This window comes from Rhizobium sp. PL01 (assembly GCF_033447125.1).
Lineage (GTDB): Bacteria > Pseudomonadota > Alphaproteobacteria > Rhizobiales > Rhizobiaceae > Pararhizobium.
In genome coordinates this window covers 299,860-323,357 of the sequence record NZ_JAWQUM010000005.1, presented here as the reverse complement: position 1 = coordinate 323,357, position 23,498 = coordinate 299,860, and the positions used below count along the sequence as shown (strand labels likewise).

25 protein-coding genes, 1 tRNA gene and 1 riboswitch are annotated in these 23,498 nt (G+C 59.4%); of the genes, 7 read left to right on the top strand and 19 right to left on the bottom strand.

From position 1 onward, the window contains the following. Positions 1-8: 8 nt before the first annotated feature. The 6 genes from R6X40_RS14745 to R6X40_RS14720 all read right to left on the bottom strand — a co-directional run bounded on the left by R6X40_RS14745 (position 9) and on the right by R6X40_RS14720 (position 5,909). Positions 9-998, bottom strand: a complete 990-nt coding sequence (locus R6X40_RS14745) for a beta-ketoacyl-ACP synthase III (protein WP_318414539.1) — start codon at positions 996-998, stop codon at positions 9-11. After that, the gene (locus R6X40_RS14740; RefSeq protein WP_318414538.1) at positions 995-2,260 is read right to left on the bottom strand and encodes an adenosylmethionine--8-amino-7-oxononanoate transaminase; all 1,266 of its coding nucleotides are present in this window, start codon (positions 2,258-2,260) and stop codon (positions 995-997) included. Before R6X40_RS14740 ends, R6X40_RS14745 begins: the two co-directional genes overlap by 4 nt. Continuing rightward, a complete protein-coding gene (gene bioD / locus R6X40_RS14735; protein WP_318414537.1) occupies positions 2,257-2,892 on the bottom strand; it encodes a dethiobiotin synthase in 636 nt (211 codons plus the stop codon). Before bioD ends, R6X40_RS14740 begins: the two co-directional genes overlap by 4 nt. Next, entirely contained in the window at positions 2,889-4,034 is a 1,146-nt protein-coding gene (locus tag R6X40_RS14730) for an 8-amino-7-oxononanoate synthase (RefSeq protein ID WP_318414536.1), read from the bottom strand. The genes bioD and R6X40_RS14730 overlap by 4 nt, the downstream gene beginning before the upstream one ends. Beyond that, positions 4,031-5,014, bottom strand: a complete 984-nt coding sequence (bioB, locus tag R6X40_RS14725; RefSeq protein ID WP_412178390.1) for a biotin synthase BioB — start codon at positions 5,012-5,014, stop codon at positions 4,031-4,033. Before bioB ends, R6X40_RS14730 begins: the two co-directional genes overlap by 4 nt. Before the next feature lie 226 nt (positions 5,015-5,240). Then, positions 5,241-5,909, bottom strand: coding sequence for a GntR family transcriptional regulator (locus R6X40_RS14720; RefSeq protein ID WP_318414535.1), 669 nt, complete (start codon positions 5,907-5,909; stop codon positions 5,241-5,243). A 152-nt stretch (positions 5,910-6,061) separates the two neighbouring features. Continuing rightward, positions 6,062-6,200: riboswitch (TPP riboswitch) on the top strand. 88 nt (positions 6,201-6,288) lie between these two features. Here R6X40_RS14720 and thiC point away from each other — a divergent pair. From thiC to R6X40_RS14685, 7 genes are all read left to right on the top strand, one after another. Continuing rightward, a complete protein-coding gene (gene thiC / locus R6X40_RS14715; protein ID WP_318414534.1) occupies positions 6,289-8,124 on the top strand; it encodes a phosphomethylpyrimidine synthase ThiC in 1,836 nt (611 codons plus the stop codon). Positions 8,125-8,126: 2 nt separating this feature from the next. Beyond that, complete coding sequence (gene thiO / locus R6X40_RS14710) at positions 8,127-9,113, top strand: glycine oxidase ThiO (RefSeq protein WP_318414533.1); 987 nt, start codon at positions 8,127-8,129, stop codon at positions 9,111-9,113. Then, positions 9,110-9,307, top strand: a complete 198-nt coding sequence (gene thiS / locus R6X40_RS14705) for a sulfur carrier protein ThiS (protein ID WP_318414532.1) — start codon at positions 9,110-9,112, stop codon at positions 9,305-9,307. The genes thiO and thiS overlap by 4 nt, the downstream gene beginning before the upstream one ends. A gap of 1 nt (position 9,308) precedes the next feature. After that, on the top strand, positions 9,309-10,082 hold the full coding sequence (locus R6X40_RS14700; protein ID WP_318414531.1) for a thiazole synthase: 774 nt from the start codon (positions 9,309-9,311) through the stop codon (positions 10,080-10,082). Then, positions 10,079-10,684 carry a thiamine phosphate synthase gene (locus R6X40_RS14695; protein WP_318414530.1) on the top strand — a complete coding sequence of 202 codons (606 nt, stop codon included), beginning with the start codon at positions 10,079-10,081 and terminating at the stop codon, positions 10,682-10,684. Before R6X40_RS14700 ends, R6X40_RS14695 begins: the two co-directional genes overlap by 4 nt. A gap of 4 nt (positions 10,685-10,688) precedes the next feature. Then, the gene (locus tag R6X40_RS14690) at positions 10,689-11,423 is read left to right on the top strand and encodes a hydroxymethylpyrimidine/phosphomethylpyrimidine kinase (protein ID WP_318414529.1); all 735 of its coding nucleotides are present in this window, start codon (positions 10,689-10,691) and stop codon (positions 11,421-11,423) included. 131 nt (positions 11,424-11,554) lie between these two features. Further along, positions 11,555-13,384, top strand: a complete 1,830-nt coding sequence (locus R6X40_RS14685; protein WP_318414528.1) for an ABC transporter ATP-binding protein/permease — start codon at positions 11,555-11,557, stop codon at positions 13,382-13,384. Positions 13,385-13,462: 78 nt separating this feature from the next. Here the strand turns inward: R6X40_RS14685 and R6X40_RS14680 are convergent, their stop codons facing one another. The 13 genes from R6X40_RS14680 to murA all read right to left on the bottom strand — a co-directional run bounded on the left by R6X40_RS14680 (position 13,463) and on the right by murA (position 23,249). Continuing rightward, positions 13,463-13,996: a DUF992 domain-containing protein gene (locus R6X40_RS14680; protein ID WP_318414655.1), complete on the bottom strand. Its 534-nt coding sequence runs from the start codon at positions 13,994-13,996 to the stop codon at positions 13,463-13,465. Between the two features lie 668 nt (positions 13,997-14,664). Next, entirely contained in the window at positions 14,665-14,985 is a 321-nt protein-coding gene (locus R6X40_RS14675) for a hypothetical protein (RefSeq protein WP_412178389.1), read from the bottom strand. 563 nt (positions 14,986-15,548) lie between these two features. Beyond that, positions 15,549-16,439, bottom strand: a complete 891-nt coding sequence (locus R6X40_RS14670) for a hypothetical protein (protein WP_318414526.1) — start codon at positions 16,437-16,439, stop codon at positions 15,549-15,551. A 93-nt stretch (positions 16,440-16,532) separates the two neighbouring features. Next, the gene (locus tag R6X40_RS14665; protein ID WP_318414525.1) at positions 16,533-17,402 is read right to left on the bottom strand and encodes a hypothetical protein; all 870 of its coding nucleotides are present in this window, start codon (positions 17,400-17,402) and stop codon (positions 16,533-16,535) included. 198 nt (positions 17,403-17,600) lie between these two features. After that, positions 17,601-17,676: transfer RNA gene (locus R6X40_RS14660), tRNA-Phe, on the bottom strand. A 187-nt stretch (positions 17,677-17,863) separates the two neighbouring features. After that, positions 17,864-18,070 carry a DNA gyrase inhibitor YacG gene (gene yacG / locus R6X40_RS14655; protein ID WP_318414524.1) on the bottom strand — a complete coding sequence of 69 codons (207 nt, stop codon included), beginning with the start codon at positions 18,068-18,070 and terminating at the stop codon, positions 17,864-17,866. A 4-nt stretch (positions 18,071-18,074) separates the two neighbouring features. Next, positions 18,075-18,695 (bottom strand): Maf-like protein, encoded by a 621-nt coding sequence (locus R6X40_RS14650; RefSeq protein WP_318414523.1) that lies wholly within the window; start codon positions 18,693-18,695, stop codon positions 18,075-18,077. A gap of 50 nt (positions 18,696-18,745) precedes the next feature. After that, the gene (gene infA / locus R6X40_RS14645) at positions 18,746-18,964 is read right to left on the bottom strand and encodes a translation initiation factor IF-1 (protein ID WP_037105236.1); all 219 of its coding nucleotides are present in this window, start codon (positions 18,962-18,964) and stop codon (positions 18,746-18,748) included. Positions 18,965-19,090: 126 nt separating this feature from the next. Next, entirely contained in the window at positions 19,091-19,579 is a 489-nt protein-coding gene (locus R6X40_RS14640) for a low molecular weight phosphatase family protein (protein ID WP_412178384.1), read from the bottom strand. Next, on the bottom strand, positions 19,576-20,046 hold the full coding sequence (locus tag R6X40_RS14635; protein ID WP_318414522.1) for a UPF0262 family protein: 471 nt from the start codon (positions 20,044-20,046) through the stop codon (positions 19,576-19,578). Before R6X40_RS14635 ends, R6X40_RS14640 begins: the two co-directional genes overlap by 4 nt. Further along, positions 20,043-21,347, bottom strand: a complete 1,305-nt coding sequence (gene hisD, locus R6X40_RS14630; RefSeq protein ID WP_318414521.1) for a histidinol dehydrogenase — start codon at positions 21,345-21,347, stop codon at positions 20,043-20,045. The genes R6X40_RS14635 and hisD overlap by 4 nt, the downstream gene beginning before the upstream one ends. Before the next feature lie 63 nt (positions 21,348-21,410). After that, complete coding sequence (locus tag R6X40_RS14625) at positions 21,411-21,851, bottom strand: DUF2948 family protein (RefSeq protein WP_318414520.1); 441 nt, start codon at positions 21,849-21,851, stop codon at positions 21,411-21,413. 105 nt (positions 21,852-21,956) lie between these two features. After that, positions 21,957-23,249, bottom strand: a complete 1,293-nt coding sequence (murA, locus tag R6X40_RS14620) for a UDP-N-acetylglucosamine 1-carboxyvinyltransferase (RefSeq protein WP_318414519.1) — start codon at positions 23,247-23,249, stop codon at positions 21,957-21,959. Between the last annotated feature and the right edge of the window lie 249 nt (positions 23,250-23,498).

The window sequence follows — 23,498 nt, the reverse complement described above, 5'->3', positions numbered from 1 at the left end:
GAAACCACTTACATTCCAACGACGCAGGCACCGCCCGTTAACCCCGCCCCCGCAGCGGTCAGCAACAATTTCTCTCCCGACTTGAAGGGGGAGGCGCGATGGGCGAGCGAGAGAGAAAGCGGGATGGTGGCGGCGGACGAGTTGCCATAATCGGCAATTGTACGGACGGTCTTCTCAGGGGGGATGCCAAGATCGCTGCAGACAGCGTCGAAGATGCGTGCATTGGCCTGATGCGGGATGAACCGGTGAATGTCAGCAGCGCCGAGCCCCGTATGTTCAAGCGCCCGGCGGGCGCAATCGCTCATCATCCTCACTGCTTGCGTGAACATTTCCCGTCCATCGCGCATCGTCATCAGGCAATCCTGCGCCACCAAATCGGCTGTAAAGGGGCGGTTGCTGCCACCGGCAGGGATCGAGATCAGGTCATACCGGCTGCCGTCGGAGGCGAGATCGGCGCCAAGCAATCCAGCATCCGCGTCCTGCGACGGCATCAGAACGACGGCTCCGGCTGCGTCAGCGAAGAGAACAGAGCTTGCCCGCTCACTAGGGTTGATCCGGCGGCTAAGAATGTTGGCGGCAACAACCAGAACCGGGCGGCCTTGTGCGCGGACGAAACCATCGGCAAGCGTCAGCGCGTAAAGAAAGCCGGAACAGGCTCCGGCCAGATCGATGGCACCGGAGTTCCCCAGCCCCAATTGATGGGCTATCAAGGGTGCGGATGGTGGCAACAGGTGATCGGGCGTCGAGGTGGCAAGCAACGTCAAAGCGATGTCTCCCCGCGCGATGCCAGAGTCCTCGATTGCCGCCTCGCCCGCCTTGGCTGCAAGCCCGGACAGCGTATCGCCGGGCTCGGCCCAGTAGCGCGTTCTGATACCGGTTCGGCGTTCGATCCAGCCTGGCTCGAGATCGAGCCTGTCCTCGATTTCGGCGTTTTCGACCCGCCGCGCCGGAACACTATGACCGAAGCCCGCAAGGCGGGATGAGCGGGCGCTCCTCACAGTCGGCCCACCGCAAACTGTTCCGCCGCCTCGTCGATCGCATCGTAAGCCCGGTCGAGCTCAGTGGCGGTGACACAATAGGGCGGCATGAGATAGATGATATTGCCAAGCGGCCGGATCAGCAATTTTCGCTCACGAAAGAACGCCCTGAGCTTTGGGCCAACCTCAGACAGATATCCCCCGGCCGGGACCTTCAGATCAAGTGCGGTGATCGTACCGATTTGGCGGACATTGCCGAAGCGTGGATCAGCCTCAAAACGAGCCAACCTCTCTGTCTGCATCACTTGCAGGGCGCCAATGCGCTCGCGCACCGGCTCGTTTTCCCACACGGCCAGATTGGCGGCGGCAGCAGCGCAGGCAATCGGATTGGCAGTATAGGAGCTGGAATGGAAGAAGGTCTTCCGCCGGTCGGTCGATAGATGCGCCTCGAAGATTTCGGCCGTGCACAAGGTGGCGGCAAGCGGTAGGGCGCCGCCGGTCAAGCCCTTGGATGTGCAGAGGATATCGGGCATCACGCCCGCCTGTTCGCAGGCAAAGACAGTGCCGGTGCGGCCCCAGCCGGTCATCACCTCATCGGCGATCAAAAGCGTGCCATACCGTTCGGCAATCCGCTTCAGTTCGGTCAGGACGGCCGCGGAATAGGTGAGCATGCCGCCTGCCCCGAGAACGAGCGGCTCGATCAGCAAGGCGGCGACATTTCCTGTCGCACAGAACCGCTCGAAGGCATCCAGCGTATCCTGCTCATGGCCGGATTTTGGAAATGGCAGGCGATCGACGCCGAACAGCATCGGCTCATAGGCCGCGTTGAAGACGCCGCGCTCGCCTGCCGACATCGTGCCGATCGTGTCGCCGTGATAGCCGTACTCAAGAACGCAGATGCGGCGGCGCGGGGCGCCGGAATTGTGGAAGAAGCCGAGGGCCATTTTCAGCGCAACTTCGACACAGGTCGATCCGCTGTCGGAATAGAACACATGCGCAAGCCCCCGCGGAGCGATCCGTAACAGGCCGCGCGCCAGTTGTTCCGCGGGTTCGTGGGTATATTCGGCGAAAATGATCTGGTCGTACGTTTCGCATGCCGCCTGAATGGCCGTCATGATTGCCGGATGGCGGTGGCCGTGCGTGATCACCCACCAGGAAGAGATGGCATCGAGAATGCGCGATCCGCTATCGTCGATCAGGCAGGCGCCGTCCGTCTGGACAATGCGCTTCATCGCCGGTTCCAGCGCGTGCTGGGTGAAAGGGTGCCAGACAGGTGAGCTCATGCCATCACCGCATGGAACGAGGAAAGAGGGAAGCTTTCTCGGAAAGATTGCTGCAAGGCATCCGGCGTCAGCGGGTCGAGCCGCGGCAGGCGGCCAAGGATACGCACCTGCCCCATCGCTCCAATGATCCGTTGGGTTTCAGCCTGCTCATCGCCGATGAAGGCGATGCCGAAGACCGGAATGGCGCGCCAGCGCAGCGCTTCGAGCGACAGCAGCGTGTGATTGATGGTGCCAAGCCCGGTGCGGGCGCAGAGGATGACGGGAATTTGCCAGCGCGCGAAGATATCCGCAAAGACCTCCGTTTCGGTCAGTGGCACCAGCAGACCGCCAGCCCCTTCGATGATCAGTGGTGTGTCCATCAACGGCGGCATCAACCGCCCGGTTTCGATCTCGACATGGTCGAGCCGGGCTGCGAGATGCGGAGAAGCCGGCGTCTGCAGGCGATAGGTCTCGGGCAGGATTCGGTCCGGCGGCAGGCGGCCGAGCCGTTGGACGGTCTGACTGTCAGTTTCCTCGTCCAGGCCCGATTGCACCGGCTTCCAATAATAACCGCCGAGCGCCGCCGTGAGTGCTGCAGAAAATATCGTCTTGCCGATGCCTGTATCGGTGCCTGTCACCACGAAACGCGTCATGGTTTCTCCTCTGCCATTATGTTCGCCAACCGCGTGAACATGCGGGTTATCGTTGCGCCATCGACATTCAACGTGATGGCGATCCGCAGCCTTGCGGTGCCTTCCGGGACCGTCGGCGGGCGAATAGCGCGGATGTCGAAGCCTTCCGCTCGCATGCGCTCAGCAATTCGCACCGCCCTGCCATTGTCGCCGATCAGCACTGGCAGGATCTGCGATCCACTGCCTGCTACACCGAGTTTTGAGAGCAGTTCGGCATTGGCGAAGCCGTACAAGGCATCGAAATTGGCACGACGCTGCGGCTCATCCACCAGCATGCGCAAGGCCTCGCGCACGGCGGCGGCCATCAGCGGCGATGGCGCGGTCGAATAGATGAAACCGCGTGCCCGGTTGACCAGATAGTCGCAGAGCACCGCACTCGCGCCGAGCAGCGCGCCGGAAACGCCAAGCGCCTTGCCGCAGGTGTGCAGCACGATGATATTCCCGCGTTTTTCGAGGTCTGCGGCAAACCCGCGGCCATCGGCACCGAAAACGCCGGTCGCATGGGCCTCGTCGATCACCAGGAAACCGCCGTACTTTTCGGCGAGTGCTGCAAGATCGGCCAGCGGCGCGCGATCGCCATCCATCGAATAGAGGCTTTCAACGGCAATCCAGGGATGGCCGGTTCCGCCTTCCGCACGCCATTGCTCGATCGCCAACGCGAAGGATTCGACATCATTGTGGACGGCGGCGACAGCCTGCGCCTTGCCCGCCTGAATGCCCTCATGCGCGCTGGCATGCACCAGCGCGTCATAAACGATGAGATCGCCCCGCTGTGGCAGGGTCGAGAAAAGCGCTGTATTGGCAGCATAGCCGCTGCCGAAATAAAGAACCCGCTCGGCTCCGAAAAAAACGGCGGCCTCCGCTTCGAGCGCCTCGTGCTCCGGGTGATTGCCACGCAGCAGCCGGGAGCCACCGGCACCGGCCGGCACACCGCGCTGAAGGGCGGACGTGATCGCTGCCGACAACCGTGCCGATCCGGCAAGCGCCAGATAGTCGTTCGAGCTGAAGTCGGCACCGGCTCGCTCTATCAATACCCGCCGCCTGCCCTTCCGCTCCAGGCCCGCCAGCGTGTTCTCATAGCGGGCAAGCTCTTGAGCCTTCACTCGGTCAGCCCCAGTTCCATCGGCATCAAACCAAGGCGGCGGAACATGGCGGTGTCGTGATCTTCACCGGGGTTATCAGCCGTCAGCAGCGTGTCGCCGGCAAAGATCGAGTTAGCGCCGGCAAAGAAACAGAGCGCCTGCATCTCGTCGCTCATCTGGGTGCGCCCGGCCGAGAGGCGGACGTGGGAGCGCGGCATCAGGATGCGGGCGAGCGCTATGGTCCTGACGAATTCGATGGGGTCGACCGGTTCGGCATTGGCAAGCCGCGAGCCAGGGATCGGGATCAGCATATTGATCGGCACGCTTTCCGGCGGCTCCGGCAGATTGGCGAGCGTCACCAGCATGGAAATACGGTCGTCCGTGGTTTCGCCCATGCCAAGGATACCGCCAGCACAGACCTTCATGCCGGCATCCCGGACATTGGCGAGTGTCTCCAACCGGTCAGCAAAGGTGCGGGTGGTGATGACCTGTGGATAGAACTCTTCCGACGTATCGATGTTGTGGTTGTAATAATCGAGCCCCGCTTCGGCCAGCGTCCCTGCCTGTTCGGGTGACAGCATGCCGAGCGTCATGCAGGTCTCGAGACCGAGCGCCTTGACGCCTCCCACCATTGCGACCAGCGTTTCCATGTCGCGGTCCTTGGGGCTACGCCAGGCGGCCCCCATGCAATAACGGCTGGCACCTTCGGCCTTGGCCTTCTGCGCTTCGGCAAGAACCTTCTCGACCATCATCAGCCGGGAAGCCTTGAGGCCGGTCGGAGACCGCGCCGACTGGCTGCAGTAGCCGCAATCCTCCGCGCATCCTCCCGTTTTGATCGACAGAAGGCGGCTGATCTGCACGGCATTCGGGTCGAAATTTTCCCTGTGAACCGACTGAGCCCGAAAGAGCAGATCGTTGAATGAAGAATTATAGATAATTTTCGCATCAGCGAGAGAAGTGCGTCCCGTTTCAGCGCCTTCGCTGTCCTTCTCACCACCCAGAACCACCTTTTCAATCAGAAAATCTGGGTTTTTTTCTTCTCTCAGCACGGGCGCGTCCATTCGATAGATTAAAAGTAATAATTATCTATAATTTATCGAAGCCTTCAAAACCGCAACCACCCTTTTGGTGTAAGGCGTACAAATTCACGCGATGCGCGCTTTCACGGCACCGCGACGCGTACCGGGAGCCATCAAAATCAAGAAAAATGGATGTGAAAAATCGTTATCAGCCGACGATGGCGAATGCATCGCGCGTCGCGCCGGAGGCATTACGGACGGGCTTTTGGCCGATCCATTGCACGTGGCGCTCGAGAACCGGAGCGGCATTCTCGATATTGCCCTGACGCAGAAATGTCAGGATGGCGCGGTGATCGTGATCGGTGCGCACTTCCCACTCGGACCGCCAGCTGGCGAACAGGAAACGGGCGCTGACTGCATGCAGATCGCCGATCGCGGCGAGCAGGCGAGGCATGCCGCATGGCGTGAGAATCAGCGTGTGAAAACGGCGATTGGCCTCTTCCCATGAGCGGACATCGCGGGAATTATCGCCCGCGACCGTAGCCTCCTCGGCCTGATCGAGGATGGCGGGCGTCAGGTGCGGCGCCGCGTGGCGAAGGGCCAGGACTTCAAGTGCTGCCCGCATCTGCGCCACTTCGCGCACTTCCTTCAGATCAAAGGACGCGACCCGCACGCCGCGGCGCGGTTCGCTCACCGCAAGCCCCTGGGCTTCAAGGCGGCGAAAAGCCTCGCGCACCGGCACATGACTGGTCCCGAATTCCTCGGCGATGTGGTCCTGGCGCAGTTTCGTGCCCGGGTCCAGTTGTCCGGTCACGATCCTGTCGGCAAGGATGCGGCTGATACGGCTGGCAATCGTGTCTTCGCTCGCTGAGGTCATTTTTTATAGATAATTTGCCGGAAAGACTCTGTCGAGAGCGCGATTGTAATCATTGGATATCTTCACAGCCTTCAAGCGGCCAGCGAGGGGAGGATGGATGAAACCGCGCTGAACGGCCCTTGACGCTCCGTCCAAAACTGTGCCTAGAATAGCGCATTCACCAGGGGGGTCCCGACAAGGGGCTGAGATTCTGCTGGCATGATCGGTGGCTTTGCCACCCTCAAGCAGCGCAGTGACCCGTTGAACCTGATCCAGTTCATACTGGCGTAGGGACGGTGCAAGCGCTGCCACGACTGGGATTCCGCGTGCGGATTCCCGTCAGCGTCTTTTCATCATTCCGGCTCTGATGACTGGGTCTCCAACCTTTGGAGCCTCAACCATGACTGTTGCCGCAAAAAATCTTACCCCCACCGTTACCACCGGCCCTCTGCCGGCCTCCCGCAAGGTGCATATTCCGGGCGAACTCTATCCGGATATCCGCGTGCCGATGCGCGAAATTTCCGTGCATCCGACCTCAGGCGAACCGCCCGTTACCGTCTACGACCCCTCAGGCCCCTATACTGATCCGGCTCATCTCGTCTCGATCGACTCCGGATTGTCCCGGCAGCGCCAGGCCTGGGCCACCGCCCGCGGGGATGTCGAGGTCTATGACGGCCGCCACGTCAAACCGGAAGACAACGGCTTTGCCACCGGCGAGCGGCTGACGCCGGAATTCCCGATCCGCAACCAGCCTTTGCGCGCCAAGGACGGCAAGGCCATCACCCAGATCGCCTATGCTCGCGCCGGTATCATCACGCCGGAGATGGAATATATCGCCATCCGCGAAAACCTCGGCCGCAAGCCGCCGAAGGGTGCGCTGGTGCGCGACGGCGAGAATTTCGGTGCCAGCATTCCCGATCATGTGACACCGGAATTCGTCCGCCAGGAGATTGCCCGCGGACGGGCCGTCATCCCGGCCAATATCAACCATCCGGAATCCGAACCGATGATCATCGGCCGGAATTTTCTGGTGAAGATCAACGCCAATATCGGCAATTCCGCTGTCACTTCGTCGATGGCCGAGGAAGTCGAGAAGATGGTCTGGGCGACGCGCTGGGGTGGCGACACCGTCATGGACCTGTCGACCGGCCGCAACATCCACAATATCCGGGAGTGGATCATCCGCAATTCGCCGGTTCCGATCGGCACCGTGCCGCTCTACCAAGCGCTGGAAAAGGTCAATGGCATTGCCGAGGATCTGAACTGGGAGGTCTATCGCGACACGCTGATCGAGCAGGCCGAACAGGGCGTCGATTATTTCACCATCCATGCCGGCGTCCGGCTCGCCTATATCCCGCTCACCGTCAACCGCGTCACCGGCATCGTTTCGCGCGGCGGCTCGATCATGGCCAAGTGGTGTCTCCATCACCACAAGGAGAGCTTCCTCTACGAGCATTTTGACGAGATCTGCGACATTGCCCGCGCCTATGACGTGACCTTCTCGCTCGGCGACGGCCTGCGCCCCGGCTCGATTGCCGATGCCAACGACGCCGCGCAATTTGCCGAACTGGAAACGCTCGGCGAGCTCACCCAGATCGCCTGGGCAAAGGATTGCCAGGTGATGATCGAAGGCCCCGGCCACGTGCCTATGCACAAGATCAAGGAAAACATGGATAAGCAGCTGGAAGTCTGCGGCGAGGCGCCCTTCTACACGCTTGGACCGCTCACCACCGATATCGCCCCCGGCTACGACCACATTACCTCGGGTATCGGTGCTGCAATGATCGGCTGGTTCGGCACGGCGATGCTTTGCTATGTCACGCCGAAGGAGCATCTCGGCCTGCCCGACCGCAACGACGTCAAGGTTGGGGTCATCACCTACAAGATCGCCGCCCACGCCGCCGATCTTGCCAAGGGGCATCCGGCCGCCCAGTTGCGTGACGATGCGCTGTCGCGGGCCCGTTTCGAGTTCCGTTGGGAAGACCAGTTCAACCTGTCGCTCGATCCGGAAACGGCGCGCTCCTTCCATGATGAAACCCTGCCGAAGGAGGCCCACAAGGTGGCGCATTTCTGCTCGATGTGCGGGCCGAAATTCTGCTCCATGCGGATATCGCACGACATCCGCGCCGAGGCTCAGAAGGAAGGGCTGGAGGCGATGGCTGCAAAGTTCCAGGCGGGTGGCGCGCTTTACATGCCGCTTGGCCCGGACGGAACTATTCCGCCAGCCGGAGAGTGATCATGCGTATCCTCGTCAAAGGGGCCGGCGTTGCCGGCCTTACGGTCGCCTGGCAACTCTATCGCCACGGGTTCGATGTCACCATCGCGGAGCGAGCAGAAAGGATCGGGACCGGCGCCTCGGGCTTTGCCGGCGGCATGCTGGCCCCATGGTGCGAGCGCGAAAGCGCGGATGAATCCGTCCTGACACTCGGCCGGATGGCTGCCGACTGGTGGGAGGCTGCTCTGCCCGGTCATGTGCAGCGCTATGGCACGCTGGTCGTGGCAGGCAGCCGCGACACTGGTGAACTCGACCGCTTTGCCAGCCGCACCACCGGCTGGGAATGGCTGGACGAAGAAGCCATTGCAGCACTGGAACCGGACCTCGCCGGCCGCTTCCGAAAGGCCTTGTTCTTCCGGCAGGAGGCCCATCTTGATCCGCGCGAGGCACTGTCCGCGCTGACCGGGGGGCTAGAAGAAGCACGGATGCAATTCCTGTTCGGCACCGACAGCGCATCAGCGGAAGACCGCTACGACCGCGTTGTCGATTGCACCGGGTCAGCACGGATCGGGTCCCTGCCCAATCTTCGCGGCGTGCGTGGCGAGATGCTGCTGCTCGAAACCGGCGAGATCAGCCTTTCCCGCCCCATTCGCCTGCTGCATCCGCGCCACCCGATCTACATCGTGCCGCGCGGAAAGAACCGCTTCATGGTTGGCGCGACCATGATCGAAAGCGATGATGCCGACCCCATCACCGCCCGCTCGCTGATGGAACTGCTGAATGCCGCGTACGCGCTCCACCCCGCCTTTGGAGAGGCGCGACTGACCGAAACCGGTGCAGGCGTGCGCCCCGCCTATCCCGACAACCTGCCGCGCGTTACCCAGGAGGGACGCACCCTCCATGTGAATGGCCTTTACCGGCATGGCTACCTGCTGGCGCCGGCGATGGCTGGAGAGGTGGCGCGGCTTCTCCTTGGAGAACAGAGACAACCGGAAAGGAGGGCATCATGACGTTCATCATCAACGGCGAGGAACAGCAGGTCGCGGCCACGACACTCGCCGACCTGTTGTCCGCTCTCGATTACGAAGGCGAGTGGCTGGCGACAGCAGTCAATGGTGAGCTGGTACATCGCGAAGACCGCACCGGCTTTCCGCTGGGCGACCGCGACCGGATCGAGATCCTGTCGCCCATGCAGGGGGGCTGAGATGCTGAAACTTTATGATGTCGAAGTTCAATCCCGTCTGCTGCTCGGCACCGCCCGCTATCCCTCGCCCGCGGTGCTCGCCGAGGCGGTTCGCGCCTCGAAAACCGATATCGTCACCGTCTCGCTGCGCCGGGAAACGGCGGGAAGCCGGACCGGCGGTGCCTTCTTCGAGCTGATCCGCGATCTGGGGGTTCGGGTGCTGCCGAATACAGCCGGCTGCCACACGGTCTCGGAAGCGGTCCTGACGGCAAAAATGGCCCGCGACGTGTTTGCCACGGACTGGATCAAGCTCGAGGTGATCGGCAACCACGACACTCTGCAGCCTGACGTCTTCGCGCTGGTCGAGGCGGCACGCATTCTGAGCGGCGAAGGGTTCAAGGTCTTCCCCTATACCACAGATGATCTGGTCGTAGCGGAACGTCTGCTGGAGGCCGGTTGCCAGGTGTTGATGCCCTGGTGCGCGCCGATCGGCTCGGCCATGGGGCCGGTCAACCTGCCGGCGCTACGCAGTATGCGGGCGAATTTTCCGGATGTTCCGCTGATCGTCGATGCCGGCATCGGCCGTCCGTCCCATGCCGCGACAGTGATGGAGCTCGGCTTCGATGCTGTTCTGCTGAACACTGCTGTCTCAGGTGCGGCCGATCCCGTTGCCATGGCCGCTGCCTTCACCGGCGCAATCGAAGCGGGCCATACCGCATTCCATGCAGGCATGCTGGAACCGCGCGACATGGCGGTTCCCTCAACGCCGGTTATCGGCAAGGCGGTGTTTTCATGAAGCTCGATCCTTTCTACCTGATCGTCGATAGCACTGAGTGGATCGAACGGCTTGTGCCGCTCGGCGTGAAGCTTGTGCAACTGCGGATGAAGGACTGCTCTGACGTTGAACTACGGACTGCCATTCGCCGCGCGAAGACGGTCTGCGCAACGCATCACTGCCAGCTCATCATCAACGACTACTGGCGCCTGGCGATCGACGAAGGATGTGATTTCGTCCATCTCGGCCAGGAAGATCTGGCCACCGCCGATATTGCCACCATCCGCGCCGCCGGGCTCAAGCTCGGACTTTCCACCCATGACGAGGCAGAGTTGGAAACGGCGCTCAAGGCAGCGCCGGATTACGTGGCGCTGGGCCCGGTCTGGCCGACGATCCTGAAGACGATGAAATGGGCACCGCAGGGTCTGGATAAGCTGCGCGTCTGGAAAGACCGGATCGGCTCCCTGCCGCTGGTGGCGATCGGCGGGCTCAATGTCGATCGCATCGACAGCGTCTTTGCCCATGGTGCCGACAGCGCCGCCGTCGTCACCGACATTACCCTGAATGCCGATCCGGAAGCGCGCGTCCGGGAATGGATCGAGCGAACGGCAGTATTCCGGTGATGCGATGGCGATGAAAACCATACCGCATGTACTGGTCGTTGCAGGCTCCGATTCCTCTGGCGGAGCGGGCATCGTCCGCGATATCGAGACGCTGGCCGCTTTCGGGGTGAAGGCATCGGTCGCGATCACCGCTGTGACCGTACAGACCCATCAAGGTGTCCAGCATGTCGATCCCGTCTCGCCGGAACGGGTCGCGGAACAGATGCGTGCTGCTCTGTCTGCCAATCCGATCGCCGCCATCAAGATCGGCATGCTGGCGACTGCTGCCACAATCGAGGCTGTTGCGGGCGTGCTGTCGGAACATCCTGAAATTCCGGTGGTGCTCGATCCGGTGCTTGCGTCCACATCCGGCCGCACTCTTTTGACGCCGGATGCGATAGGCGCGCTGCGGCGCCTGTTTTGCGCCTGTACTCTTGTGACGCCCAACCTGCCGGAACTGTCGCTTTTGACTGACATACTTGGCTCGCCGGTCGATCAGGCGCGGTCCCTGATAGATGCTGGCGCAAAGGCGGTTCTGGTCAAAGGTGGCCATGGCAGCGGCGCCGATGCCATCGATATTCTCGTTCAAGCGGGCGATGCCGAACAATCCTTCGTATCCCCTCGCCTGGATGTTTCCATGCGCGGCACGGGATGCATGCTGGCCAGCGCGATTGCCGCGTCTCTTGCATTCGGCGACGACCTTGAAGTCGCAATCTCCACGGCCAAAGCCTTCGTCCATAGCAAACTCACGGAAATATGAACAAGCCATACTCCCCCGTTTTGCTGCGCCGACCGTTAAAGGATGGAGGTGGACTGCCTCGCTCCATGCTCCCTTGCTAATCTTTCTTAGGGGGAGCGCTTCGGACGCGCTATACTTCGGAGGTGAAGACCGTGGTGAAGAGATTCGCGCCAATGCAGCATGAAATGAACGGTAAGACCAACCAGCCTGTAGAGACAGACGACGAGCAGCCATTCTTCGACCAGCTCCGCATGATGCAGCGGGCCTTTGTTGCCTCGCCTGTCCGCAAGGCCATTATATGGCTCGCAGTCGGGATCATCACCGTCATATTGGCGACTGCGTTCGGGCAGATCATGCTGAACCGGTGGTACAAGCCCTTCTATGATACGCTCGAGCGGCGCGACCTCTCCGCGTTCCTGATGCAGTTCATCACCTTCGGACAGATTGCCGGTACACTGCTGGTCCTCAATGTGCTGCAAACCTGGCTCAGCCAGTGGATCCGGATCAAGCTCAGAGAAGGCCTGACGCTCGATCTCATCGGTGAGTGGATGAAGCCCGCGCGGGCCTTTCGCCTGGCCAATGCCGGTTCCATCGGTATCAATCCTGACCAGCGCGTGCACGAAGATGCCCGCCATCTTGCTGATTTGACGGCAGGCCTCACCATCGGCCTGTTCCAGTCGGGTATTCTGCTCGCCAGTTTTGTCGGCGTCCTGTGGTCGCTCTCGGCCGGCTTCATCTTTCATGTCGGCGGCTATGATCTCAACATTCCCGGCTACATGGTCTGGGCGGCCTTCCTCTATGCCGGAATAGCGGCGGCGCTGAGCTGGTTCGTCGGCCGCCCCCTCGTCAAAATCAACGGCGACCACTATGCAAGAGAGGCTGCCCTGCGTTTCTCGCTGATGCGGGTCAACGAACATATTGAAGCGGTTTCGCTGTCTTCCGGCGAAGGAAATGAAAAACGCCGTCTCCAGCGCGATCTCGCTTCGGTTCTGGAAATCAGCAACAAGCTGATGATGGCGCTGACGCGGCTGACATGGGTCACATCAGGATATGGCTGGCTAACCGTCGTCGCGCCCATCGTCATCGCCGCCCCGGTCTATTTCAATGGTGATCTCAGTTTCGGCGGCCTGATGATGGCCGTTGGCGCGTTCAATCAGGTGAATGCATCGCTGCGCTGGTTCGTCGATAATATCGACAGCATTGCCGACTGGCGGGCGACATTGCTGCGTGTCGCCGCCTTCCGGTCCGCAATCCTGATGACCGACGAGCGGCATGAAAACGACAAGCGCATCGAGTTTGCCAAGGCTGACGGCGACCGCCTGACCATAGACCGTCTGGAAATTGCCCTGCCATCCGGCTGCATCAAGCTTGCCGATCAGCACGTTGAAATCCGGCCCGGCGACCGTGTGCTCGTGACCAGCGAATCCGATGTGGAAAAAGCGCCGTTCTTCCGGTCTCTGGCTGGCCTTTGGCCCTGGGGACATGGACGCATTGCCCTACCCAACGGCGAGAACATCGCCTTTGTGCCGCGCACGCCCTACTTTCCACCCGGAACACTGGAAGAAGTCCTCAGTTACCCCGAAAATCCAGGCCGCTTCAAGAAAGCCGACATGGTGTCGGTGTTATCCAGGGTGGGTCTGAGCAAGCTGCAAAACAGCTTCGATCAGGACATGCGGACTAGACTGAAGCTCAACGAAGTCGAGATCAGGCTTCTGGCCATTGCGCGGCTGGGACTGCACAAACCGAACTGGATCATCATTGACGAGGCCCTCGACACACTGGACCGCGATGCCTACCAGCAGGTCCTGACCTTCATGGAACAGGAATTGGGAGACGCGGCTGTCGTGAATATCGGCAGGGTGGCATCCGGAAATCGCTTCTTTACGCGCACGCTGCAGCTCCAGAGCAGCCCTGCAGGCAAAGCAATCCGCTTGCTGCGGCCCAAAAGTCTCCGCACCGACAATCCCGAACTGGCGGATTGAACTGACGCGAGGTGTTTACGAAAGCCAGATTTCAGTCTTCCCCCTTCGAAGTGCAGAAAGGGGGAAGACTGAATCGACTTAGTTGACGGCTGTCAGCGTTACCGACGTGCCGCCGGCGGCCAGGTTGAGGCCGAGCTGGCCCGTCACGCTGATCGTCTGGAGGTGGATGGAGCCTGAGGTTCCGCCAACGAGGATGTTGGCACCAACACCCGCGCCAACCGTGGCTTCAACGCTTGCGCCCTGATAGAGACCACTGAGCGAACCCTGATGGTAGCCGGCTGTCGGCGCCAGGACTGCCCAGACGAGCTTGCTGCGCGTCGTGAAGCCCAGATCGACGCCCATCTTCCTGACAGCGCCGGTATAGTGGTCCGTGCGTTCTTTCCCGACGGAAGAATGGAAGGTGCAATCGATTTCCTTGGCCGAGCCCAGAACGTAACCGGCGCCACCGCCGACCTCGCATTCGAGGTAACCGATCTTCACGCCACCACGCACATCGCTCTCTTGATAGCTCGGAGCCGGTGCGCCGCTTGCCAGATCGGCAGCCTGAGCGGCCAGTCCGCCCATCAGAGCCAAAGTCGCGGTGGAAAGCGCCAAAGCGAGGGTTCTCTTCATCATTTTTCCTTCTCAAACCGGGGCCGCACATCGCACGCGGCCATTCAGTCGATAGATTCACAACAGTCATCGAATGTTGCAGCGATCCCAGCGGAGATCATGAAAATAGGACAAGCCAAGGCGGGGATCGGTTGCAGATGACAGACACTCAACTGTTTACCTGTTATTAGGACATTTCGAAGGCAACCCCGGCCACCCGGCCGATGCACCCCCAACATGCTCATCACCAGTCACCAAAATCCCACAGAATCGAGAAACTCTCGCGCGAAAATGCGATGACGATGGTGGAAGTGGCCTACGCCATGAAAAGCTCCATCTCTACCGCCGAAGGGACCAAAATCGCTGGTTGGGTAGGGAAAAGTACGCTGCGCCATCACCGAATGAGGTTGCGCGTCGTAAGAGGAGTGTGCGTGCAATCCGATTGGGATTGATTGGCTTCAGCAAGGAGCCACCAATTGGTGACAGCCAATACCGACATCCGGCCGATGGCCTCACGCGCTCAACGCTGAAGGATTAAACGTGATTTCAGTATTTCCCATGCTGTTGGCCAATACCTTCGGGGATCTCGGTTGCCGTTCACCGGCACCTTGCTGCTTGCAGCACGACACGAAATGAAAACCCCGCCACCGCTGAACGCAGTGACGGGGCCGATGGAAGCTTCAGAATGCTTATTCTTCGATCGTGTATTCGCCCAACTCGCAGAGATCCTGCGTGTCGGTCGTGACGTCAAGGTTATCGCCCTGGAATTCGAAACGCATGTCGTACTTGCACACGGCCCGGCCGTCGCCGATGGTGATCTCCATGCTCTCACCTGGGGCCAGCGCCTGACTGCCAAAGATATCGTCTTCCCACTTGTCAACGCCAACAGGCGAAGCGTGGAAATTGTTGAGCACCGATTTCGTGCCATTCTTCAGCGTGAAGACGAGATCTTCCGCAAAAGAGACATTGGCCGTCAACAACACCGCTGCGGCAGCAACGGCGATTTTCATTCTCTGCATTTTCTACTCCATAAGGCCCAAGTGGCTGCTGACTTTAGAGCGCTCCGAACATGAATGCGGCATGAATGAGGCAGGCGTAATTCAAGCAGTGCTTAGGCATGCGCTTAGGGTCAAATCCGACTGCATTTACCCTTTGCGAGTGACAAATCCCCGGGGCAAGAAACAATGCAACCGTTTGTATTTAAATCATAATTGTAAACATCGATCATCATCTCAACGAAACGCCGGATGACACAGGTCGACAGCAGAAGATCCGAACCCTTCCGCAACGGCAGCTTCGACTGACATGGGGAGGCAAAACACCACCAAATATGGCGCACCCGTCCGTGACTTTCTATCGGTCGATACCGCGCACGGATATGAACAAGCCGTCTATGGGCAGATCACCAGCGTCGGACGTAGGAACATCACAACGCGCCTGCTCAAGCGTTATCCGGACACGCCAATTCGGCCGATTGACCGGCTTTCAGGGATCACTGTCAGAGCGGGGAATTCCATTTTGGGGGCAAATTGGCGCAGTTAAAACTGCGTGACGGGAATATAATCACGATCAGCTATTTTTTGAGGTTGCCCACTATTTTCGCGATCTCGGCTGACAATCGCTTTTCTGTTTCAGCCTTTTCGAAATCTGCGAGATCTTGTTCCAAGATCGCTATAATGCCGGCGCGGACGGTAGGGAAATAGGCTTTGCATTCTGCCTCGGACAATTCGTGGATGCCTTTTGAAAGGATGGAGTAAATACCCTTGTTCGCAACAAGCGTTTTTGGAAGGAGAGCGGCAAGAGCGGCAATCTTCTCGTCCATACGGAAAGTCTCGAAACCGTCAATCTTCCCACTGTTGGTTTTGAATTCATCATAATGATCCCATATTAGTTTTTCGAAAACCCTTCGAAGGTAGACGAAAGCCCCAATCCCAATCCCGTGACTAGCCAGCCCACCCGCCCGCCGCAGTTCGGGGAAGTACGTTTTACCCAGAAGCTTTCTAAAACGTTCGATATCGGCTCCTGCAACGTCTTCAAGGGACGGTAGCTGTCCAATCTTCTGGAATTTACCGTGGTCTGCGCTGATATGAAAAATCAAACAATGCTCGTTGTTGCGCTGGCAGATCATGACGGGCATTAGGAGAGCGTGGCGATTAACTACTTTAGGTATCTGGTTTGATTGACCGCCGAGGGCTGCTCTCATTGGATCGTGTGAAATGTATTCAATGAAAGTCCTTCCACTGCCAGCGCGGCGAAACACACTACTTCTCCCGCAATCCACACAGTGGCAGTCGAAGGTTATTTCCCCTTCATCAATTTGGTAAATCGCGGCGGCGGCCGCATAGTCTGTGGCAAACTCTTTGGAAATGTAGAGGGGTTCATTAAGCAGCATGTTGTCTACCCAAGCAATCTGCTCGGAAAAGCTGTTATGAAAATCATTAAAATTGACGTTAGCGTCTACCATTCGTTTCGTTCCCGTTTTTTTGCTCTGGTATGCTGCTTGGCAAAACTATTTGTAAGACTGGAGTTCGCTATGTTTCCTGGGACAAATACGAGATCAGCGCTTCGCTAGGAGAAGCTGCAGAGCCTGGTTCAATTGGTGATTATCCTGTTTAAGCATGGCAATTCTCTCAACGAGATCGCTTAAAACCAATCGCACTGCCTGAGCAGAAGCGAGGCAGTCGTCGTCACTTTCGTTGTGAAGTCCTATACTCAAAGCACCGTGCAGGGCGTGAAGGGGGTTGTGCCCATTTATCAAGAGCCCTTGGGGTAGAGCCGTTTTGATCTGCTCCAATGATTTTGAGAACGAAATTTCATTTTTAGCGGCCTTAAGTTCGTTAATAAGGTCATCTGCTGCGCCGACCGTCTCGCAAACTTTAATTATTTCGTTGAAAAGATCATTTTTGTGATTTTCTACGACGCGACGGTAGTAGGCAAAAGCACCTATCCCATATCCAAGGTTCTCGCACTGTCTACCTTTGAGGAAAATTTTCGCGTCTTCACCGCCGAACAACCTTAAAATGCGGTTTGAAACCGGAATGCCGAATGCTGGCATCTCGCCGTATTTATAGATTGACCCGCTACCATCTTCTTCGGGGGTGGCTCTCAAGGCAAAATGTTTTCCCTGTTGGTTGCAATCCCCACAGATGTATTGCGGATGAGTGTTAAAAACTTTCGAGGCGTTGCTAAAATTAGAACTCGTTGCACAGCGAAACGTGCGCTCTCCCTCACACTTTTTGCAGTGCAGTCGAATATCTGGCCAAGATATGGTTCGGGAAGATCCGCCACTCGAACGAAACTCCGTGGTCCAAAGGCCGGAGATGTCCTTTGCAATTGACGGATGCACAGCCTCTAGAAATTGTCTAAGAGAGATTTTCTTGTCCTCAACCTCCGCACTCGGAGGTTGGTCATGTTTTTCCAGTTTCATTTACGTCCCTCGCACATGGGAAGTTGGCTCAACATGTGCCGATCCGTCATGTTGCATTTCATGTTGCATGGAGTAACCGAGGTTATCGGGAAACCCATGATAATCAAGGGAAACCGCACGCAACATGCGCAACAAGAAGCGCGACGTGACCGGCCGCTCGAAAGACATATAACTATATGATTTCACTAAATAATATAATGGTGCCCGGAGGCGGATTTGAACCACCGACACGCGGATTTTCAATCCGCTGCTCTACCAACTGAGCTATCCGGGCATCCTTGCCGTGAGGCAATGGTTCCGCTTGAAGAACCGTAGGGCGGTTGGTTGCGCCCTGGAAGCGAGCGGGGTTATAACATCTTGTTCGACGGTGTCCAGCACCAAATGATGTTTTTTTAACAGGAAAATATCATTTGGTTCAAATAATTGAAAAACAACGGATATCCCGCGAAATTCTCCCGTTCTCAATCCTCGCCGTTGGCTTTCGATTCATCGTCAGCCACTGGAATGGCATAGGAACCAGTCAGCCATCTGTTGAGATCGACATTGCGGCAACGATCAGAACAGAAGGGATAGTGTTCGCGGTGAGACGGGCGCTTGCACTCGGGGCAAGGCACGATCTTGCGCAACGGCGCCACATTGGAGGCGCCCTTGGTTTCTTCTGAGCTCATGGCCCTAGCCTTTCATCCAGCTGTCATGCACGTCAAAGCCCTCGCCTGAAAGCAGGCTCACGGTCTCATAGAGCGGCAAGCCGACGACATTGGTGTAGGAACCCACCAATTTGACGACGAAGCTGCCAGCGATACCCTGGATGCCGTAGGCGCCTGCCTTGCCCCGCCACTGACCCGAGGCAAGATAGCTATCGATGTCGTGGCTGGAAAGACGCTTGAACCGAACCTTGGTATCGATGACCTTCTGGCGCACCGTCTTGTCCGGCGTGATCAGGCAGATACCGGTATAGACGCGGTGGCTGCGGCCGGACAGCAAATGCAGCGCACTCGAGGCCTCGCTGACCAGCTCAGGCTTCGGCAGAATACGCCGGCCGACGGAAACGACGGTATCGGCGGCAAGGATATAGCTTCCCTCCCAACCCGGCTCACCCTTGATGGCAGCCAGCGCCGCGCGCGCCTTTTCGGCCGACAGCCGCCAGGCGAGCGAGCGCGGATGCTCGGTGCGCTTCGGCGTCTCGTCGAGATCCATCGGCATCAGGCGTGCGGGCTCGATGCCCGCCTGCGCGAGCAGTTCGACGCGCCGCGGCGAACCGGAGGCCAGGATCAGCTTATGTGTCAATGCCATTGCAACAGGGCCATCGATTTCGAGTTTGCGGCATGAAGGCCGCGCCGCGCTTACTTGAAGCGATAGGTGATACGGCCCTTGGTCAGGTCGTATGGCGTCATTTCGACAAGCACCTTGTCGCCGGCGAGAACGCGGATGCGGTTCTTGCGCATGCGGCCAGCCGTATGGGCAATGATTTCATGCTGGTTTTCGAGCTGGACGCGGAACGTTGCATTGGGAAGCAATTCGGTAACGACGCCCGGGAATTCGAGAACTTCTTCTTTCGCCATGTAGGGTATTTCTTTCTGTGCTTCGATAGAGGCGCGTGTCGCACCTTTTAAAAATTTGGCGGAAACTACACAATCGCCGCTGTTTTGTGAACAGCAGCGATCTCATTTTCCGGTTTTGCCTGTGCCCTATGCCATCTTGTCCGGCATTTGTCCAAGCAAACGATGCTTGACCAGCGTCTCAAGATGATTTCGGACCTCGCGATAGGCCGAAACGATCTGTTCGCGGGTGCCGGTGGCGACCGTCGGGTCCGGTGTCGGCCAGTATACCACGTCGATTGCCATTGATCGCGTCAGCTCCAGCGCCGCATGATGTGCTTCTGGCGCCAGCGTGACGATCAGGTCGAAATAATCGTCTTCCAGTTCGTCCAGCGTATGCGGCTGGTGCCGCCCTGCCGTCAGACCGATCTCTTCCAGCACCACGTCGACGAACGGATCGCGCTCCCCCGGCCGGACGCCGGCCGAAGCAACGTACGTGCCCGGTGGCAGCATTGCTTTGGCCAGAACCTCGGCCATGGGCGAGCGAATTGCATTCATCCCGCACATGAACAGCACCGAGCCCGGCGATTTCGCGCTCCGCTGCGGCGGGTTGGGGGAAGCAGCGACCGTCACGCTCATCCCCGCCAGTAGAGCACGCAAACCAGCGTGAACAGACGCCGCGCCGTATCGAAATCGAGTTTGATCTTGCCCGATAGCCTGTCCATCAGCGTCTGCGAGCCCTCATTGTGGATGCCGCGCCGCCCCATGTCGATCGCTTCGATCTGGCTCGGCGTCGAGGAGCGGATGGCTTCGTAATAGCTTTCGCAGATCATGAAATAATCCTTCACGATCCGCCGGAAAGGCGTCAGCGACAGGATATGGGTGGCAACACCGGTCCCGGTCTGCGTGGTGATCGCAAAAACCAGCTTGGCATCCACCAGTGACAGCTTCAGCTGATAGGGGCCGCCGATATGCCCGGCCGGCTCGAAAAAATTTTCCTCGATCAGATCGAAGATCGCCACCGCGCGTTCATGCTCGACATCGGGCGTCGAGCGGCCAATGGTTTCGTCGAGCACGACATCGCAGAGACGGTGGCTGGATGTCATCCCTCGGTCCCGAGATTGAGGCGGATGGCAACCGAGCGCGCATGGGCTTCCAGGCCTTCGGAACGGGCAAGCGCGATGGCCGCCGGTCCAAGATCGCGCAACTGGTCGGCACCCATCCGCAGGATCGAGGTGCGCTTCATATAATCGAGCACGCCGAGGCCGGAGGAAAACCGGGCGGAACGCGCCGTCGGCAGCACATGGTTGGAGCCGCCGACATAATCGCCGATTACTTCCGGCGTATGGCGGCCGACAAAGATCGCACCGGCATTGCGGATCTTCGGGATCATCGCATCGGCATCGGCAAGCGCCAATTCCAGATGCTCTGCAGCAATACGGTTGGCGAGCGGCACGGCCACGTCAAGATCGGGGACAAGAATGATCGCGCCAAAATCCCGCCAGCTGGCGCTTGCCGTTTCAGCCCGCGGCAGCGTGCGCAATTGACGCTCGACAGCCGCTTCGACAGCCGCGGCAAAGGGCGCGTCGTCAGTGATCAGGATCGACTGGGCGCCGACATCGTGCTCGGCCTGGGCCAGGAGGTCAGCGGCGATCCAGTCCGGATCGTTGTCGCGATCGGCGATCACAAGCACTTCCGAAGGGCCGGCGATCATGTCGATGCCGACGGCTCCGAAGACCTGGCGCTTGGCAGCGGCGACATAGGCATTGCCCGGACCCATGATCTTGGCGACCGGCGCGATCGATGCCGTGCCATAGGCAAGCGCTGCGATCGCCTGGGCACCGCCGATCCGGTAGATTTCTTCGACGCCGGCCATGCGGGCAGCAGCCAGAACCGCCGGATTGATCACGCCGCCATTGGCAGGAACGACCATGACGATGCGCTCGACACCGGCGACCTTGGCCGGCAGTGCATTCATCAGCACCGAGCTTGGATAGCTTGCCGTGCCGCCCGGCACATACAGGCCAACGGCATCGATCGCCGTCCAGCGCGAGCCAAGCCCGACACCCATCGAATCCTCGTAGATATCGTCCTTCGGACGCTGGCGCGCGTGGTGCGCCTCGATACGGACGGCCGCGACCTTGAGCGCACCCAGCACTTCGGATGGCACGGCATTGATCGCCGCGTCGATCTCGTCTGATGTCACCGCCATGGCGGTCACTGCGAAATCGAGGCCGTCGAATTTCTTCGTATACTCGGCCAGAGCCACATCGCCGCGCAGGCGCACATCGTCGATGATCGTCTTGACCACGGTGTTGACGTCTTCGGACACTTCCCGCTTGGTTGTCAGAAAGGCTGCGAATTCAGATTCGAAGCCCGGGGTCAGATAGTCGAGACGGATAGCCAATGAAAACGTCCTTATCGGTGGTCGGCAGAAACGCACAGCCTTAGCAGGCCGCCGGACAAAATATCAGGCGCCGGCGGGATGGCGCGGCTTGAAACCGGTTTCCCATGCGCCGCCGGTATCTGCAAGCTGAACCTCGATACATTCCACGTCGAGCATGACTGACGCTTCGCCGGAGAGGATGAACTCAACGGTTCCATCCGGACCTTCACCGTTCGGTTCAAACTGGATAGCGAGCAGCGACAGGACTTTTTCGTCGTCCGTGCGGCTAAAGCCGATCGAGCGGACAGCGGTGACACGCTTGAAGGCCAAAAGGCTGCGGCGGCGCTCGAAGGACTTGCCGCGGCCTTCAGCCGTTTCCCAGACGAAGCGATTGATCACCAGGGACAGCTGTTTCGAGCGTGGCGCGTATTCGAGGCCGGAAACCTTGAAGACCGCATCCTGCACATGGGCGGACACGATCTCCAGATCTTCAGGGTCCAGCGCCATCAGCTTCAAACCGTCCATGCCATTCATCCCTTGCCTGCGCAGCCAGCGGCTGCCGTCATCATGACAATGGACATAGGACGCCGCTGTCGAATCCGCAACAGCGAGCGCCCCTGCGAAAGCCGATCAGTCGCTGACGCGTTCTACCTGCGCACCGCAATTGTTGAGTTTTTCTTCCAGACGCTCGAAACCGCGATCGAGGTGATAGACGCGGGAAACCATCGTTTCGCCTTCTGCCACCAGGCCGGCAATCACCAGCGATACGGATGCGCGCAGGTCGGTCGCCATGACCGGAGCGCCCTTCAGGCGTTCGACACCCTCGATCTTCGCAGTCTGGCCCGACAGCGTGATCTTCGCACCCAAACGCGCCAATTCCTGAACGTGCATGAAGCGGTTTTCGAAAATCGTCTCGGTGATATGCGAGGTACCGGACGCCTTGGTCATCAGGCCCATGAACTGTGCCTGCAGGTCGGTCGGGAAGCCCGGGAAAGGATCGGTCACCACATCCACCGGCCTGATGCCGCCGCCGTTGCGCACGACACGCAGGCCGCTTGGCGTTTCGGTGATTTCAGCACCGGCGCGGCGGATCGCTTCGATTGCCGTATCCAGAAGCTTGGCATTGGTGCCTTCGAGCACGACGTCGCCGCCGGTCATGGCAACGGCCATCGCATAGGTTCCGGTCTCGATCCGGTCGGGCAGAACGCGGTGACGTGCGCCGGACAGCGAGGTGACGCCCTCGATGGTGATCGTCGAGGTGCCTGCACCCGTGACCTTGGCGCCCATGGCATTGAGGCAGTTGGCAAGGTCAACGACCTCGGGTTCGCGCGCAGCATTGCCGATGATCGTCGTGCCATTGGCCAGCGTTGCCGCCATCATCATGACATGGGTGGCGCCGACCGAAACCTTCGGGAAGACATAGCGCGCGCCGACCAGGCCACCCTTCGGCGCCGTTGCATTGATATAGCCGCTATCGATCTCGATATTAGCGCCGAGCGCCGTCAGGCCTTCGATGAACAGGTCGACCGGCCGGGTGCCGATGGCGCAGCCGCCCGGCAGCGAGACGCGGGCCTTGCCTTCGCGCGCCAGAAGCGGCGCGATAACCCAGAAGCTGGCGCGCATCTTGGAGACCAGCTCATACGGGGCGGTCGTATCGACAATGTTGCGCGAGGTGAAATGGATGGTCCGCGAATAGCCTTCGCCCTGGCGCTCGCGGCGGCCATTGACGGAGATGTCGGCGCCATGATTGCCAAGGATGCGGATGAGCTGCTCGACATCGGCGAGATGCGGCACGTTTTCAAGCGTCAGCGTGTCATCGGTCAAAAGTGACGCGATCATGAGCGGCAGTGCTGCATTCTTGGCACCGGAAATCGGGATGATGCCACGCAGCTCGTTGCCGCCGGTAATTCTAATGCGATCCATAAAGTACCATACGGGCGCTGCCCGCCTTTCCTGATAGTCCGGACGTGAGAGATTGGCGCCTCCATAAAGGATGCACCGTGAAATGAGAAGCAAATTGAACCGATGCCGAAAGTGCATCCGTATGGATGAAGCGGCGGCACGGATCATGACTGGTATTCGTCTCGACGGTTCATCCGGTCAGATGGCGCATCGGGCTTGCGGGAATGACGTTACTGACCATCGCGACCCGCCCCCGGATCCGGTCGATGG